Annotated in this window: 11 protein-coding genes; 6 read left to right on the top strand and 5 right to left on the bottom strand. The window is 66.2% G+C overall.

Annotated features, from left to right (window positions below):
- Positions 1-4 precede the first annotated feature (4 nt).
- From E5675_RS14190 to E5675_RS14180, 3 genes are read right to left on the bottom strand one after another with little or no spacing between them, the layout of a single operon-like run.
- Positions 5-415 (bottom strand): GNAT family acetyltransferase, encoded by a 411-nt coding sequence (locus E5675_RS14190; RefSeq protein ID WP_136175087.1) that lies wholly within the window; start codon positions 413-415, stop codon positions 5-7.
- A 2-nt stretch (positions 416-417) separates the two neighbouring features.
- A complete protein-coding gene (locus tag E5675_RS14185; RefSeq protein ID WP_136175086.1) occupies positions 418-1,584 on the bottom strand; it encodes an iron-containing alcohol dehydrogenase in 1,167 nt (388 codons plus the stop codon).
- A 31-nt stretch (positions 1,585-1,615) separates the two neighbouring features.
- Positions 1,616-2,581, bottom strand: coding sequence for a LacI family DNA-binding transcriptional regulator (locus tag E5675_RS14180; RefSeq protein WP_247594891.1), 966 nt, complete (start codon positions 2,579-2,581; stop codon positions 1,616-1,618).
- Positions 2,582-2,766: 185 nt separating this feature from the next.
- Here E5675_RS14180 and E5675_RS14175 point away from each other — a divergent pair, with 185 nt between their 5' ends.
- The 6 genes from E5675_RS14175 to E5675_RS14150 all read left to right on the top strand — a co-directional run bounded on the left by E5675_RS14175 (position 2,767) and on the right by E5675_RS14150 (position 14,035).
- A complete protein-coding gene (locus tag E5675_RS14175; protein WP_136175084.1) occupies positions 2,767-4,203 on the top strand; it encodes an MFS transporter in 1,437 nt (478 codons plus the stop codon).
- 312 nt (positions 4,204-4,515) lie between these two features.
- Positions 4,516-7,857 carry a TonB-dependent receptor gene (locus E5675_RS14170; RefSeq protein WP_247594629.1) on the top strand — a complete coding sequence of 1,114 codons (3,342 nt, stop codon included), beginning with the start codon at positions 4,516-4,518 and terminating at the stop codon, positions 7,855-7,857.
- Positions 7,858-7,932: 75 nt separating this feature from the next.
- Positions 7,933-9,471 (top strand): tryptophan halogenase family protein, encoded by a 1,539-nt coding sequence (locus E5675_RS14165; protein ID WP_136175082.1) that lies wholly within the window; start codon positions 7,933-7,935, stop codon positions 9,469-9,471.
- Positions 9,468-10,946 carry a tryptophan 7-halogenase gene (locus tag E5675_RS14160; RefSeq protein WP_136175081.1) on the top strand — a complete coding sequence of 493 codons (1,479 nt, stop codon included), beginning with the start codon at positions 9,468-9,470 and terminating at the stop codon, positions 10,944-10,946. The genes E5675_RS14165 and E5675_RS14160 overlap by 4 nt, the downstream gene beginning before the upstream one ends.
- The gene (locus E5675_RS14155) at positions 10,939-11,985 is read left to right on the top strand and encodes a cupin-like domain-containing protein (RefSeq protein ID WP_247594628.1); all 1,047 of its coding nucleotides are present in this window, start codon (positions 10,939-10,941) and stop codon (positions 11,983-11,985) included. The genes E5675_RS14160 and E5675_RS14155 overlap by 8 nt, the downstream gene beginning before the upstream one ends.
- Positions 11,986-12,013: 28 nt before the next feature.
- Complete coding sequence (locus E5675_RS14150; protein WP_136175080.1) at positions 12,014-14,035, top strand: glycoside hydrolase family 97 protein; 2,022 nt, start codon at positions 12,014-12,016, stop codon at positions 14,033-14,035.
- A gap of 30 nt (positions 14,036-14,065) precedes the next feature.
- Here E5675_RS14150 and kduI read toward each other — a convergent pair whose 3' ends face one another.
- Both kduI and E5675_RS14140 read right to left on the bottom strand, forming a co-directional pair.
- On the bottom strand, positions 14,066-14,908 hold the full coding sequence (gene kduI / locus E5675_RS14145; protein WP_136175079.1) for a 5-dehydro-4-deoxy-D-glucuronate isomerase: 843 nt from the start codon (positions 14,906-14,908) through the stop codon (positions 14,066-14,068).
- A gap of 114 nt (positions 14,909-15,022) precedes the next feature.
- On the bottom strand, positions 15,023-17,179 hold the full coding sequence (locus E5675_RS14140) for a hypothetical protein (protein WP_136175078.1): 2,157 nt from the start codon (positions 17,177-17,179) through the stop codon (positions 15,023-15,025).
- Position 17,180 lies beyond the last annotated feature (1 nt).

Raw genomic sequence — 17,180 nt, 5'->3', positions numbered from 1 at the left:
CCCGCTAAAGCCGCCGCCCTAGGCTGATGCGGTCCTCGACCGCATATCCCAGCGAGCTGTAAAATTTGACGACCGCTTCGTTCGCCGCGCGGACCTGCAGGTTGATTTTTTCGCATCCGAGCGCGCGCAGCGCCCGCTCAGCTTCGCGGACGAGCGCCGTTCCCACGCCACCGCGCTTGCACGCCTGCCGCACCGCCACCGAATAGAGCCAGCCGCGATGTCCGTCGTAACCTGCCATCACAGACCCGATTACCGCGCCCCCGTCCACCGCGACGAAAAACAGGTCGGGCTGGAAAGCGAGCTTGGCCGGGATCGCTACGTCGGCACGGTTCCACGGCGGATCGTTCGGAAACGCCTCTTCCCAAAGCGCTTTCACCCCGTCGAAGTCGGATGCCGCATAGCGCCGGATTTCCATCGCTAGCTTGCCCAGACCTGCGCATAGAGCGCCGCCATCTCCTCGGCATCGGGCACGCGCGGGTTGTTTGCGGGCGATCCCGACGCCGCCGCCTGTGCGCACATCGTCGGGACCAGCGTGTCCCAGCGCGCCGCGTCGATCCCCCACGCCGCCGGTCCCGGCACCTCGAGTTCGCGGTTCAAGGCCGCCAGTTCGTCCAGCAGCCGCGCCACCGCCGACTGGTCACCCTCGGCCTCATCGGCGACTCCCATCGCCCGCGCGCAGTCGGCATAGCGGGTGAGCGCGGCAGGCGCCGACCAAGCGGTCACCGCGGGCAGCAGCATCGCGTTCGACAGCCCGTGCGGCACATGGAAATGCGCGCCGATCGGCCGGCTCATCCCGTGGACCAGCGCGACCGAGCTGTTCGAGAAAGCGATCCCCGCCTGCGTCGCGCCCAGCATCATCGCCTCGCGCGCCGCTGCGTCCATCGGGTCGGCACACACGCGTCGCAAATTGGGTGCGATCGCGCGCATCGCGAGCAGCGCCATGCCGTCGCTGAACGGGTTTGCGCGCTTCGAGACATAGGCCTCGATTGCGTGGGTCAGCGAATCGATCCCGGTATCGGCGGTCAGCCGCCTCGGCTTCGTGAAAGTCAGCTCATAATCGACCAGCGCCGCGACCGGCAGGTAAGCGAGCCCGGGGCACAGCATCTTCTCGTCGGTCGCCTCGTCGGTGATGATCGTGAAACGCGTCGCCTCCGACCCCGTGCCCGCGGTCGTCGGGATCGCGATCACCGGCAGCCCCGGCGCGTCCTGAACATGCGGCGCCTTGTAATCCGCCATCGCCCCGCCGTGCTGGCCGAGTAGCGCGATCGCCTTCGCGCTGTCGAGAGGGCTGCCGCCGCCGAAGCCGACGACGCAGTCGTGATCGCCTTCCTTTAGGAACGCCACCCCGGCATCGATCGACGCCACCGTCGGGTCGGGCACGGTATCGGCGAACACACGCGCGGCGATTGCCGCCGCCGCCAGCCCGCCGGTCAACTCGGCGGCGCGCCCGCTGCTGACGAGATAGGTGTCGGTCACGATCAGCGGCCGCGACAGGCCAAGACTCGCGAGCACTTCGGGCAGCTGTTTAGACGCGCCGCCGCCGATGCGAAGGATGCGGGGCAGGGCAATGCTGGCGACACTCAACGGACCATCTCCTTGGCGATCGGGCGGCGCGTCAGGCGCCGCAGGATTCGCGCACAATCAGATGCGTCGGCAAATAATCAAGATATTGTTCGGCGTGCGGGTCCATGACCTGCGACACCAGCCGACGCCCCGCCTCCAGCGTGTCTTGCTGGATCGTCGTCAGCGCGGGGGTGCTGAGCCGCGCGAGCAGCATGTCGTCATAGCCGACGACCGACACGTCCTTGGGCACCGACAGATTGGCCTTGCGCAGCGCGCGGATCGCGCCGAGCGCGATCAGGTCGCTCGACGCGAAGATCGCGTCGGGCCGGCGGCCGCGCGCGAGAAGCTGGCCGAGCGCGCGTTCGGCCGATTCGAAGCCGAAATCGACGCGCACGTCGAGCGCAGGGTCGGCGTCGAGTCCGTTCGCATCGAGCGCTTCCAGATAGCCTTGGCGGCGCTGCATCGCCTCGGGATCGCTCGACCCGACGAAGGCGATCGCCCCCCGCCCCAGCCGCGCGAGATGCAGCGTCGCGCGGCGCCCGCCGAGCACATTGTCCGACCCGACCGAACGATATTTCTGCCCCGGCATATGCGCGCCCCAGACGACGAAATTGCTGTTCGCGTCGGCGAGCTGGTTGAACCCTTCGTGGAGCATCGCCTGGCCGAGGAAGATCACGCCATTGGCGCGGCTGCTGTTCATCACCGTCAGCAGGTCGTCGACGTCGCGCGGCGCGGTGTGGCTGACGGTGAAGTCGCAGTCGCGCGCGCGCGCCGCTTCGCCGATGCTCGCGAGCAGTTCGAGGAAAAAGGGATGCGACAGCGGCAGCGGGCGGCCTTGCATATGCGGCGTGACGACGACGATCGAACCTTCGGCGCCGACCGGTGCGGCGGACATATGGCTGCGAAACGGATAATTATGCTCGCGCGCGAGCGCCCAGATCTTCTTCTTGGTGGCGAGGCTGATCAGCGGATGGTCGTTGAGCGCGCGCGATACCGTCGAGATCGACACGCCGGCCATCCTTGCCAAGTCTTCCAATCTCGTATTGTTGGTGCTCATAAGCTTGCCATCCATGTTCGACGCCGACATGCGTTTAGCACGATTAGGGGGAAGGAATGCAAGATTTGCATGTCGATAACCCGCGGAAGCGTCAAGGGAATGAAGTTTCGCGCAGCGCTCACCGGGCAAATTTGCACATCTGGAACATGTGCTTTGCATTGTTCGGCATCCAGATCGTCTGGGCGCTCCAGAATGCCAACACGACGCGGATTTTCCAGACGCTCGGCGCCGACGTCGCCGCGCTCCCCGCGCTGTGGATCGCGGGGCCGATCACCGGGCTGATCGTCCAACCCATCGTCGGCCATCTCAGCGACGGCTCGCGATCGCGCTTCGGCCGGCGGCGCCCCTTCCTGATCGCCGGCGGGTTGCTGACGGCGCTCGCGCTGCTGATCATGCCCAATGCCGCGACCTTGTGGGCGTCGGTCGCCGCGCTCTGGCTGCTCACCGCCTCGAACAATATCAGCATGGATCCGGCGCGCGCGCTCGTCGCAGACAATCTGCCCGAGGCGCAGCGCGCGAGGGGCTATGCGATCCAGGTCTTCTTCATCGGCGCGGGCGCGGTCGTCGCCTCGTCGCTGCCGTGGGCGCTCGTCAACTGGTTTGGCGTATCGGGAACCGCGCCGCCGGGCGCCTTGCCCCCCGCGGTGCGCTACGCCTTTTACATCGGCAGCGCCTGCCTGCTGCTTTCGGTCTTCTGGACTGCGGCCTCGACCCGCGAACGGCCGGTGAGCCTCGCTGCAGCGCCGCCGGGCGGCCGCCAGCCCGATGCGCGGGTCGATGGCCGGGCGGACCCCGCGAGCGGCCGCCTGCTCGTCTTTGCCGGCGCGGGCTTGCTGCTGGTGGGCATCGTGCTGCGCTGGCGTTGGGAAGTGCTAGTTCTCGGGGCGTCGGCGCTGATGATCGGGGCCGGACAGATGGCGGCGGCATGGCGCCGGGCGCGCGGTGCCGACGCGCTCGGACTGCTCCAGATCGGCGAGGATTATGCGCATATGCCCGCAGCGCTGAAACGCCTCGCGCTCGTGCAATTCTTCACCTGGTTCGCGCTGTTCACGCTGTGGATCTACGCGGCGCCGACCGTCGCGAGCCGCTATTATGGCAGCAGCGACCCGGCCTCCGCCGCTTATTCCGCGGCGGCCGACTGGGTCGGCATCCTGTTCGCGGCCTATAATGGCGTCGCCGCGATCGGCGCGCTCGCGCTGCCCGCGCTGGCGGCGCGGACCGGCGAGCGCCGGGCCTATGCGCTCTGTCTGCTGTGCGGCGCGGCGGGGATGGCGGGCTTTGTGCTCGTGCCCGGCGCGGAGTGGCTGTGGGTCGCCGCGGCGGGCATCGGTATCGCCTGGGCCGCGATCCTGTCGCTGCCCTATGCGATCATCGTCAACGCCGTGCCGCCCGGGAAGGTCGGGGTCTATCTCGGCATCCACAATATCTTTCTCGTCGTACCCCAGCTCGTCGCGGCGATCTGCCTCGGCGCCGCGGTGCAGCATCTGTTCGGTGGCCAGCCGGCGCCGGCGTTAGCGCTCGCCGCCCTTTTTCTCGGCGCCGCCGCGCTCGCTGCCCTGGCGATTCCCGCCTCGCGATCCTGATCTTCGGTCCGTTCGCTTCGCTGCTTTATGCAATAATTTGCATAAAGTAAACCGCGCGCAAACGTATGCGGCCTTTGTTCGCAATGCACCTGTTCCGCACTACAAATCTCATTAAATAGCTGATTTAGATATATATTCTCCAGCATATGCCTCTCGCAAAAGGTGCTTGCCATTTGTGCAACAATGAGCAAAATTATGCAAATGCTGAGCGGGACGCTTCTCGCCGTCGGCAACGGAAGCCTCCGCAAAAGGAGGCGCCATGGGAAGGGGAGAGAGATGAGGCTCAAGGGATTCGCGATTTGTCGGGAGCGCATGCTGCGGGGCGCTTCGCTGCCAGTGGTGGCCGCCGGCCTGTTGATGGCGTCGCCGGCGCTGGCGCAGGATGTGCCGCCTGCCGACGACAGCGCGGCGGCCAGTGACGAGATCGTCGTCGTCGGCGTCCGCGCGGCGCTGCAGGACGCGCAGGACCGCAAGCGCGACGCGCTGACCGTCGTCGATTCGATCACCGCGACCGACATCGGCGCTTTCCCGGACAATTCAGTGGCGAGCGCGCTTCAGCGCGTTCCCGGCATCACCGTCTCGCGGCTGCAGTCGACCGACGACAGCACCCACCCCTCGGGCGAGCCCGCCGGCGTGCTGATCCGCGGGCTCACCTTCGTGCGGACCGAAATCAACGGCCGCGACAGTTTTTCGGCCGACAGCTATCGCGGGCTCAACTTCAACGACATCTCGCCCGAACTGATGTCGCGCGTCGATGCCTATAAGAACCAGACTGCCGACATGATCGAAGGCGGCATCGCCGGCACCGTCGACCTGCGCACGCGCTTGCCGCTCGACGAAAAAGGGCTGGTCGTCGCGGCGAATGCGAAAGCGACCTATGGCGACCGGTCGGACAAGTGGAACGGTGAATTTTCGGTGCTGGTCAGCAAGGCCTTCGACACCGACATCGGCCGCTTCGGGCTCATGGCCGACTATGCGCGCAGCCACCTCGTCACGCGGACCGAAAGCGTGATCATGGACAAGATCCGCACCTATTGCTCGGCGGGCGCGGTCGATGCCGAAGGCAACGGGATCGTCAACCCCGACGGCAGCGTCGCTTGCACCGCGAACCCGTTCGGCGGGACGGGCTGGGCCTATCTTCCCGACGGCATCCGCTATTCGCAGGTCGATTACGACCGCACGCGTGAGGGGATCGCGCTCGCGGGGCAATATGAAAGCCCGGCGGGCGACGTCCGCGCGACGGTGCAATTCATCAAATCCTCCTACGACAATGCGTGGCTCGAAAATGTCTCGCACGCGAAGCTCGAGGGCACCTATTACGGCACGCCGGCGTTCAACCCCGTCGGATCGACGATCCTCCGCACGCCGACGGGCAATGCGGGCTTTACCTTCGGCCCTGACGGCATGCTGCGCTCGGCGACGCTCAGTCAGGGCTATGGCAGCTGGCGCGGCAGCTTCGGCAGCGAGGCCGAGATGATCGACACTGGCTCGGCGGTACCCGGCCTGCCCTTCGTCAATTATTGCGGCCCCGGCTCGGCTTGCGCGGTTCCCGACCGCAACGGCCTTTATTTCGAGAATGAGGCGCGCAATTTCGACCATCGCGAAAGCACGCGCGACCTGTCGGCAAACATCCAGTGGGACGTGACCGACCGGTTCAAGCTCAATTTCGATGCGCAATGGATCAAGGCCAAGACGACGAACGACGACATCCTCGTCGCGACCGCGTCGGCCGCCGATTACGAATATAGCGTCAACAAGGACGGCACCCCGAACATCAAGCTGCTACCCGGCACCAACATCAACTATGCCGACGGCGGCCTCGCCAATCCGCACAATTACTGGATGCCCTTCATCCAGGCGCACCTCGAGGACAATGACGCCGAGGAACTCGCGCTCAAGGCCGACGCCGAATATGATTTCGACGGCAATGACTGGATCGATTCGCTGAAGGTCGGCGTCCGCTACGCCGACCGGAACCAGAATGTCCGCTATTCGACCTTCAACTGGACGCCGATCGCGCAGCCATGGAATTGCAACGGGCCGGGGTTCAACGTCGATAACAGTTCAGCGGCGCCCTATCCCGCCGGATGCGGCGCGCGTCCGGGTTTCAACGGCTATGGCGAGGGGCTGTTCGAACCGGTGAACCTCGGCGGCGGCTTCTATAACGGCAGTGTCTATGACAATGGCGAACTCGTCTATCTGAGCCGCGATGCGCTGCGCGACCGCGACCGGCTCGTCGAAGGATTGCGCGGGTCGAACGTCAGCCCGCCGATCCTGCCGGGCTGGACCCCGATATGCGATAGGACCGAAGCGACGGTCGGTTGCTTCACCCCGTCGGAGGTGATGGAGGTCACCGAAAAGACCAAAGCGGCCTATGCGATGCTGGGCTTCGGCGGCGACAATGCAATGCTGGGCGGGGTGAACGTCCGCGGCAATATCGGCGTGCGCGTCGTCCGCACCGACATCGACAGCGTCGGCAATGTCGGCTTCCCGCAATCGTCGATCTTCACGCCGGTGCTCAACCGGCCGTGCGGAACGCCGCTGCCACCGGGCGACGTCGTCAACCCGGCCTGTTTCCTGACGCCCGAGATATTGGCCTTTGCCAATGGGGCGGCCGTGCCGAACAATCTGAAGGCCGATTACACGACGGTCCTGCCCAGCTTCAACGTTCGCTTGGGGCTCGACGACAATAATTTCATCCGTTTCGCCTATTCGCGGGCGATGGCGCGGCCCGATTTCGGCCTGCTCCGGAATTTCGTCGCGATCCAGACGCCGTCGTTCGATGCGTCCGCCGACAGCCCGAACATCGTCCGCGACGGGGCGGGCAACATCACCGGCTATAATTTCACCTTCCGCGCCGAATCGGGCTTTGCCGGGCTGAAGCCGATCCTTGCCGACCAGTTCGACCTCACTTTCGAACATTATGCCGGCAGCACCTCGTTCCACGCCGACATTTTCTATAAAAAACTCCGGAACACCGTGGCTTACGGCGAATTCGAGCGCGTCTTCACCAACAACGGGTCCGAACAGACGGTGCTGATGCGCGGACCGCGCAACGTGAAGGACGGCGGCGAGCTCTACGGCTTCGAAACGGGTTTCCAGACCTTCTTCGACTTCCTGCCCGGTCTGCTCAGCGGCCTCGGCGCGCAGGCGAACTACACCCACGTCCGGCAGAGCGGGATCAGCAACTCGAATCTGGTGACGCAGGGCGCGCTCGATGGTGGCGGCACCGGCGGCTTCGGCGCCGGGCTCGACGTATCGGGCGGCCGCGGCGTAGTGATGGACTCGCACCGTCTCGCGGGCATATCGAAGCACACCTTCAACCTCGTCGGCCTTTACGAAAAGGGCCCGGTCGCCTTCCGCGTAGCGTATAACTGGCGCTCGCGCTTCCTGACCAACAACCTCGACTGCTGCATCGGGCTGCCGGTGTTCCAGAAATCGGTCGGCTTCCTCGACGCGTCGCTCCGCATCTCGCCGACGCCGTGGCTCGAGCTGTCGGTCGAGGGTCAGAATCTGCTCAACACGACGACGGTCTATCAGCAGCAGATCTTCGGCGACACGCCACTGACCCCGGGGGCGAAGCCCGTCTATCGCGATGCGAACTGGGGCCGTGTCGACCGCCGCTTCCAGTTAGGCGCGCGCGTGAAGTTCTGATAGCCCGGCGGAAGCGCGGCCGCTCGTTCGAGCGGTCGCTCTTCCGGCCGGTTCTGCGGGAGCGACCGAACGGCCATGGCGGAACCCTATCGCATCGTGATCCTCGGCGGCGGCACCGCGGGCTGGATGTGCGCGTCGGGCCTTGCGGGCCTGCTGGCGGCGTCCGATTACGACATCACATTGATCGAAAGCGATGAGATCGGCACCGTCGGCGTCGGCGAAGCGACGCTGCCGCACCTCAAAAGCTTCAACGACATGCTCGGCATCGACGAGGCCGAGTTCATGCGCGCGACCCGCGGCACCATCAAGCTAGGCATCGAATTCACCGACTGGCTGCGCCAGGGTGCGCGCTATATCCACCCCTTCGGTACCTTCGGCGATCGGTGGGGAGGCGCCGACTTCCAGCATCACTGGGCACGTGCGCGGCTCTCGGGGACAGACAGCCGCTCGCTCCAGGACTATAGCTTCGCGGTCGCCGCGGCGCGCGCCAACGGCTTCGAACATCCGAACACCGATCCCAAATCGATCCGATCGACCTACAGCTATGCCTATCATTTCGACGCCGGACTCTACGCCGCCTTTCTGCGCACCTGGGCGACCGCGCGCGGCATCCGGCGTCTCGAGGGCAAGGTCGTCGATGTCGTGCGCGATGCGCAAAACGGTGACGTCGAACGCCTGACTTTGGCCTCAGGCGCCGAGGTTGCGGGCGATCTCTTCATCGACTGTTCGGGTTTCCGCTCGCTGCTGCTGGGTCAGACGATGGGCGTGCCGTGGCTCGACTGGAGCGCGTGGCTCCCCTGCGACCGCGCGCTGGCGGTGCCGTGCGCGAGCGTCGAACCGCTCACCCCCTATACGCGCGCGACGGCGCAGCGCGGCGGCTGGACGTGGCGCATCCCGCTTCAGCACCGGATCGGAAATGGCTATGTCTTTTCCAGCGCCTTCTGCGGCGAGGACGAGGCGCGGCGGACGCTGCTCGGCGCGCTCGACGGCGAGGCGCTCGACGAGCCGCGCTTGCTGCGCTTTCAGGCGGGGCGCCGCGCGGCGGGCTGGGCTGGCAATGTCATCGCGGTGGGGCTCGCGAGCGGCTTTCTCGAACCGCTCGAATCGACGAGCATCTTCCTCATCCAGGCCGCGACGGTCGACCTCGCCGCGCTGATGCCGCGGCGCAGCGAGCGCGTCGATCCGCGCATGGCGCGCGAATTCAACCGGCTGTTCGAAATTCACTACGACCGCACGCGCGATTTCCTCATCCTCCACTACACCGCGAACGCGCGCGCCGGCGAACCGCTCTGGGACCATGTGCGGACAATGGCGCTGCCCGATAGCCTGGCGCACAAGATCGCGCTGTTCCGCGAAAGCGCGGCGGCACCCGATTACAAGCTTGGCCTTTTCTCGCGCGACAGCTGGCTGTCGGTGCTCGAGGGGCAGGGCGTTCTGCCGTCGGCGGCGAGTCCGCTAACCCATCGTCTGCCGGCGGCAGATTTGCAGGCGCGGCTCGACGATCTGGCGGAACGGATCGCGGTCAACGCCGACGACATGACGCCGCATGCCGATTTTATCGCGGGCTATTGCGCGGCCGGAACCGCGATCCAGCCCGCAACGAGCGCGGCATGAGCGGCGCGCGCGCCATCACGCTGGTCGGCCGCGACGCGCCGCTGTGGATCGCGGCGGCGGCGCTGCGGCGCGCGCTCGCGCCTGCGGGCGTTACGGTGCGCGCGGTCGAATTGCCGGCGGAGGCGGGCGTGGCGGACGTCTACGCTACCTTGCCTGCGATTGAGGCGCTGCACGTCCAGATCGGCATCGACGAGGCGGCGTTGCTGCGGAGCGCACGCGGCGCGTTCACGCTCGGGCAGAATTTCGTCGACGCGAGCGGCGCGGGGCGACCGTCCTTCCTCCACAGCTATGGCGCCTTTGGCACCGGGATCAACGGTGGCGATTTCTTCCCGCACTGGGTCAAGGCGCGCCATCATGGCCTTGGCGTCGGGCTCGATGATTTCTCGCTGACCGCGAGCGCGGCGCTCGGCGGGCGGATGTTCTTCCCCGACACCGACAGCGAAGTCTACGGCCGCAGCGATTATGGCTATCATCTCCCCGCCGCCGCTTACGCCAAAAGCCTGAAGGCGATCGCGCGGCACCTCGGCGTCGAACTTTTCGAGACGGCGACGATCGCGGTCGAGCGCGGCGACGACGGGATCGCGGCGCTGCGCCTCGACGACAAAAGGCGGATCGAGAGCGCGCTGTTCGCCGACCTGACGCGCGAGCGCATGCTGCACGGCAGCCGCGGTTTCGAGGCATGGGACACGCCCGGTGACCGGCTATTGCGCGCGCTCGCGCCGCGCCCCGCCGCGCTCCCCGCCTATGCCGAGATACGCGCGAGCGCGGGGGGGTGGACCGGCCTGTTCCCCAGCCTAACGCATATTCATGTCGAGCATGTCTTTTCGCATGCATCGACGACCGATGAGGCGGCGCGGCAAACCGCCGAGGCGGCGTGCGGCCTGCCGCTCGACGCGGTGACGATCCGCCCGTTCGCGGCGGGCGTCGCGGCGGCGCCATGGACGGACAATGTCATCGCCCTCGGCGACGCGGCGTGCGTCTTCGATCCTGCCCACGGCTTCGCGCTGCATGGGCTCCAACTCGGCATCGTCCATCTGCTCGCCGCCTATCCCGCCAACGGCGCCGGCTATGCCGCACGGCGCGCCGAATATAACCGCGTCTTGCGCTCGCATTTCGCCCGCGTCGCCGAGTTTCAGGCGGCGCATCATGCGCTTCAGCGCTATTCGGGGGCCTTCTGGGACAGCGCGCGCGCACTGCCGATGCCCGACGAACTCGCGCACCGGATCGACCTCTTCTCGGCACGCGGCGAACTTCCGCCGCTGGAGGATGAAAGCCTGCCGCCCGACAGCTGGCGCGCGCTGCTCGTCGGGCACGGGATCATGCCCCAAAGCTGGCGTCCCGCCGCCGACCGGCTGCCCCCCGACGAAGTGAAGGCGCATTTCCGCAAGATGCTCGGTTTTGTGCGCGAAGCGGTGCTGCGCCAGCCGACGCACGATGCCTGTCTCGCGCTCATCTTGCAGCCCGCGCATGGTTGAACCTGCGCGCCTCGATCGCTCTATGGCGCCGCGCTCGCCGCTCGACCCTTTGCCGCGCATCGGGGCGCGCGGGGCGTCCGCGCCCACCGACTTCGCCGCGCTCGTCGCGTCCGAAACGCCTGCCGTCGTCAAGGGGTTGTTCGACGACTGGGTCGCGCTGGCGGCCGGGCGCCATTCGCCCGGCCGCCTCAACACCTATCTGGCAGGCATGGACCGCGGGTTGCCCGTGCCGGTGATGGAGGCGCCCGCGCGGGCGCGCGGCCGCTTCGCCTATCGCACCGACCTGCGCGAATTCACCTTCACCAAGCGGCAGGCGCCGCTGCGAGATACGCTGGCGCGGATCGAAGGATTGATCGGACGTGGTGATGTCCCGACGCTCGCCATCCAGATGCTGCCGCTAGCCGACGCGCTGCCCGATTTCGTCCGCCAGAACCCGATGCCGCTGCTGCCCGCCGATGTCGGTCCCAAACTGTGGCTCGGCGGCGCGGTGAAGACCCAGACGCACAACGACCGCGATCATAATCTCGCCTGCGTAATAGCGGGGCGGCGGCGCTTCCTCCTGTTCCCGCCCGATCAGGTCGCGAACCTTTATATCGGGCCGCTCGATAATCCGCCGCCGCTGTCGCTCGTCGACCCGGAAGACCCCGATTTCGATCGTTTCCCGCGGTTTCGCGAGGCGCTCGCCGCCGCGCGCGTCGCGATGCTCGATCCCGGCGATGCGATCTTCATCCCCCGCTACTGGTGGCACCATGTCGCCTCGCTCGACCCCTATAATGCGATGGTCAATTATTGGTGGGGCGATGCGGCAATTGGCGTTGAAAAGCCGAACAATGTCTTCCTCGCGGCGCTGCTCGCGCTTCGGGACCTGCCGCCGGGCGAACGCGCTTACTGGCGGGCGATGTTCGACACCCATGTGTTCGGGGATCCCGAACTGTCGGCGGCGCATATCCCGGAGGCGCTCCGCGGGGCGCTCGGCGCGATGCGCCCCGACGCGCGCGTGGCGTTTCGGCGGCAGCTGACCGCCGCTTTCCGGACATAACGACCTTCCCCCCAGCATGAGAGACAATATGATCCTGAAGACGCTTCCCATGTTCGGCCTCTCGATGCTCGCGATGGCTTCGCCCGCCGCGGCGCGCGAATGTGCGCAGTCCCCTGGCAAGATACTCGAGCTGTGCGTTTCGGTCGAAAATGGCGAGGCGCTTTATCGGGTGACGCGCGGCGACGTGACGGTCATCGCGCCGTCGCGGCTCGGGCTGCGCTTCGCGGGCGAGGCCGATCCGCGCTTCGCGGGCCTCGGCGCCGCCAGGCGAAGCGCGGTCGATACGACATGGGAACAGCCGTGGGGCGAGCAAAGGCTGATCCGCGACCGTCACAATCAGCTGTCGGTGACGCTCGCGGGCGACACGCCGCTCAACCGGGCGGTCGGCGTGACCTTCCGCCTCTTCGACGACGGCTTCGGCTTCCGTTATGATTATGGCGCGATCCCTGCCGGGCAGGCGGTGTCGGTGGTCGCCGACCACAGCCAGTTCCGCACCGTCGGCGCCTATCAGGCCTGGTGGTACGAAGGGCTGGGACAGGAACGCGACGAATATCTCTATAAACAGACCGACGCTCGGCGCGTCACGCTGGCCGAAACCCCGCTGACGCTGAAGGGTGACAACGGCCTCTATCTCAGCTTTCACGAGGCCGCGCTCGTCGACTTTCCCTCGATGCTGCTTCGGGGCGACGGCGCGGGCACCTATGATGCGTGGCTGATGCCCTGGCCCGATGGCGTGCTCGAGAAAAAGACGGGACCGTTCACAACGCCGTGGCGCACGGTGCTCGTCGGCGAAACGCCCGGTGCGCTCGTCGACAGCCGGATCACGCTTAACCTCAACGAGCCGAGCCAGGTTCCGACCATCGGCCAATGGTTCAAGCCGGGCAAATATGTCGGCATCTGGTGGGAAATGCATCTCGAGAAGTCGACCTGGGGCAGCGGGCCGAAGCACGGCGCGAACACCCCGAATGTGAAGCGATACATCGACTTCGCCGCCCAATACGGCTTCGACGGCGTGCTGGTCGAAGGGTGGAATAAGGGTTGGGACGGCGACTGGATCGCCAATGGCGACAAATTCAGCTTCACCCGCGCCTATCCCGATTTCGACCTTGCCGAGATCACCCGCTACGGCAAGGCGAAGGGCGTCAAGCTGATCGGCCATCACGAAACGGGCGGCGGGGTCGAAAATTATGCGCGGCAGCTGGGCGCTGCGCTCAAACTCTATGCCGACCATGGCGTGTCGTTGATCAAGACCGGCTATGTCCGCCACAGTGGGACGATCGTCGACGGCGACGGCGGGATGCAATGGTTCGCCGGCCAATATATGGTGCGCCACCATCTCGACGTCGTGAAGCGCGCGGCAGAGCGTCGCATCGCGATCAACACGCACGAGCCGGTGAAGGATACCGGGCTGCGCCGCACCTGGCCCAATTGGGTGAGCCGCGAGGGCGCGCGCGGGCAGGAGTTCAACGCTTGGGGCAATCCGACCAATCCGCCCGAGCATATGACGATCCTGCCCTTCACGCGGATGCTCGGCGGGCCGATGGATTATACTCCGGGTATCTTCGACATCGCGCGCGGCGGCATCGATCTGACGCGGCGCGTGCAATCGACGCTTGCGACCCAGCTCGCCGAATATGTCGTCATCTATTCGCCGATCCAGATGGCCGCCGACCTCCCCGAAAATTACGAGGCGCGCCCCGACGCCTTCCGGTTCATCCGCGACGTCCCCGCCGATTGGGAACAGTCGAGGACGCTGCAGGGCGCGATCGGCGACTATGTCGTCGTCGCGCGGCAGCAGCGCGGCAAAACCGATTGGTATCTGGGCGCGATCGGCGACGAAGAGGCGCGCGAATTGCGGCAGCCGCTGGCCTTCCTCGCGCCGGGCGCGCGGTACGAGGCGCAAATCTACGCCGACGGCCCCGGCGCCGATTATCGCAGCAACCCGGGCGCGCTGACGATCGAAAAGCGCATGGTCACCAGCGCCGACACGCTGACATTGCGCCTCGCGCCGGGCGGCGGCACGGCCATCCGGTTCCGCCGCGTCGATTAGGGTCGCCGGAACGGTCGGCGAATGCCGCCCCTACTGAAGTTGGCAGATGTCGAGGATGTTCATGTCGTCATAGTCCTGGTTCTCACCCGCCATGACCCAGATGAACGCGTAGGCACTGGTCCCCACGCCCATGTGGATCGACCAGGGCGGAGAGATCACGGCCTCGCCATCCGTCATTACGATATGACGCGTGGCGTCGCCTTGCCCCATGAAGTGCATCACGCGGCCCTGTTCGGGATCGTCGAGATCGAAGTAGAAATAGATCTCGCTCCGGCGTTCGTGCACATGCGGCGGCATCGTGTTCCACACGCTTCCCGGCTTGAGGATCGTAAGACCCATCGCCAGCTGCGCGCTATCGCACACGCCGGGGATGACGAGCTGGTGGATCGTCCGGTCGTTGGCGGTCGCCAAGCTGCCGCGCTCGAGCATCTTGGCGTCGGCGAGCGGCAGTTTGCGTGTATCGAAGGCACGATGCGCGGGGGAGGAGGCGAGATAGAAGCGGGCGCCGTCGCCGGAGAAGCTGACGTTCTTCGCGCCCATCGTGACATACAGGCTATCCTTCGCGCCGAGCACGAACAGCTCGCCGTCGACGGTCACGGTTCCATCGATCCGGCCAACATTGACGATACCGAGTTCGCGTCGCTCGAGGAACGGGTGGCCGGCTGCCGAAGGGGGCTCCGATTGATCGGGTAGCTTGACGCTCCCGCTCTCGACCAGCACGCCGCCGATCACCAGCCGGTCGGCATGCGTATAGTTGAGCACGCACCGGTTTGGGCGGAACAAATTTTGAATGAGATAGCGATCGCGCAGTTCGTCATTGGACACGCACGCCATCATGTCCGGATGAGTGGCGTAATAGGTTCGATCGAACATGACTGCTCCAAAGAAGGGCCGGGCCGGCGCACCGGGAGCCCGGTCCGATTCAAAAGGGCCGCGTGCAGTCGCCAGAGCGCGAAGCGCTGACGACTGCACGGGCAGGGGGGAGGGCTATTTCGTTTTCCGGAAGACCGGCGGCGTGAACGCGCCGTTCGTCGCGACGTCCCACACTTCGATGCGCGCCCATTTGCGGCCGCTGAGATCGAGGCGCTTCTCGATCGTGCGGCTTCCGAAAGGGGCGGCGCCGGTGAGGTCGATGCGCTCACGATAGACCTTGCTGCCGTCGCCGCTGACGATCTCGGCGAAGGCGGGCGGGAAGGTCCATTCGATCTTCGCACGCACCGTCGTATTCCGCCCAAAGGCGGCTTCCCCGCCGCTCTTCGCGCCGTCGATCGTGAATTCGGGGATCAGTACCTCGCCGGTGGTGGTGAAGAAGTGCCCCCCGCGCAGCGCGTCGAGCACGCTCTGCCAGCCATCGGAATAGCGCGGCAACGGCCCGTCGAGCCGCAGGTAGTTGATATTCATATGCGCATAGAGCTCGCTCTCTTCGGAGAGCTGGAACACGTCGACCTCGCCGGGGGTGAACTTGCGCTCGGACGGTTTCGTCGCCCAATTGTTCATGTCGTCGAGTGTATCGAGCACGCGCCAGCCGAGGCGCGGCTGCGAATAGTCCACCGGCATATTCTTCCACGCGCCGCCGAGGAAGCGGTCGCTCTTGAAGAAGGGTGTGTCCTTGTGCTTGTCGGGGAAGCCCAGCGAGCCCTTGATCCGCGGGTGCGCGGTCCACATCAGGCCCTTCTCGTCCTGCATCAGCTTCAGGACATCCGCCTGCGAGCCGACATGATAGACCTTGCCCAATTCGGGATCACTTTCGACGAAGGGCTGCCCTTCCTTGCGGTCGAGCGTCCAATAGACCGGCTTGGGGAAGAAGCTGATCCAGTGCCCGCCGAGATGGACGTTGGGTTCCTCGCCCGGGAGCAACAGCAGCTTGTCGTCCGACAGCCGCGCGGTCTCCGCGTGCATCGTCTTGAGCAAGGTCAGCCGGTCGCCGGCGCGATCGAGCGCCTCGCGCCCCAAGTGAAGCTCGGCCAGGTGGACGATCTCGACGTTCATGTTCTTGAAGCGTTTGACGAACTCGGGCGCCTCGAGCCCGTCGGGCACCCTCGTCGATTGCTGGAAGCGCTGCGTGTTCAGATAGGCTTCGGTGTGCTCGACATGATAGTGGCTGGTGAAGGTGCGGTGCCCGTCGAGCGCCTTGAAGCGATCGCCGCGGGTATAAGCGAGCGCAGCCTTGGTGACGCTGGCCGCATCTCCGCTGTCGGGCAACAGGAACACGCCCATGTCCTGCATCGTGCCGGGCGGCGCGTTCACCCACGGCACATAGCGCCGGTCGCCTTCGAGAGTCTGGCGTACGCCGAAACTCGTGCGGCCGTCGAGGTTGCGATAATCATTGCCGTACCACGCCGAATTGTCGTTGTTGGCATAGTCGAGCGGGTAGTAGAATTGGTGCGGCGGCGGGACGATGCCCAACGATCCGCCCGACGGTCCTTCCGCGACGATCATTCGCGCACGCACCTTGGGCGAGATCGCGGGCCCCCGCGAAGCATCGCCTTTCTTGCGTACCATCGTATCGCTGGTGTCGGTGAAGGCGATCGAGCGCCACGGCAGGGCGGCCGAGGAAGCGACGCCGAGACCGGCATCGAAGGTGTAGGCGGTGGCCTCGCGCTTGGTCGACATCACCATCGCGGCGCGGACGAGCCTTGAGCCCGGATAGATGGTGAATTCGTAGGTGCCCGAGAAGGGGCCGGCCGCCGCGCCGCCGACGATCACCTTGGTATTGCCGCCCTCCGCGCGGACGCTGATGTCGCTGCGCGACAAGGTGAGCGGGAAGCTTTCGAACGGCCGCTTGCGGGGGTTGTCGAAAAAGATCGTCCAGCCCTGCTTGAGGTCGCGGGTGCCGACGGTTACGACACCGGCGGGATCGAGGCCGCCGAGCACCGGCCTGCCGGCTATCGAGACCGCTTCGATCAGCGGTTTGCCCGGATCGAGCGACAGGACAAGCTGCGCTCGCTCATCCTGCGCCGACGGCCAGTCTATCGTCACCGAATCCTGCGTCCGCGTGGCGCGCACGCCGCCGGGCAATGCCTTGCCGGGCTGGTTGAGAATCGTGGCCGCCGTCTGCGCCTGCGCCGCACCTGCGAGGGCAAAGCTGCCGGCGGTCAAAGCCGTCGCTAGCCCGAGCGCCGCGAACATCCGTTTTCTGTTCAAG

The sequence above is a fragment of the Sphingopyxis sp. PAMC25046 genome (assembly GCF_004795895.1).
Lineage (GTDB): Bacteria > Pseudomonadota > Alphaproteobacteria > Sphingomonadales > Sphingomonadaceae > Sphingopyxis.
Note: the sequence above shows the minus strand (reverse complement) of the source record. Positions and strands in the feature narration are given on the sequence as shown.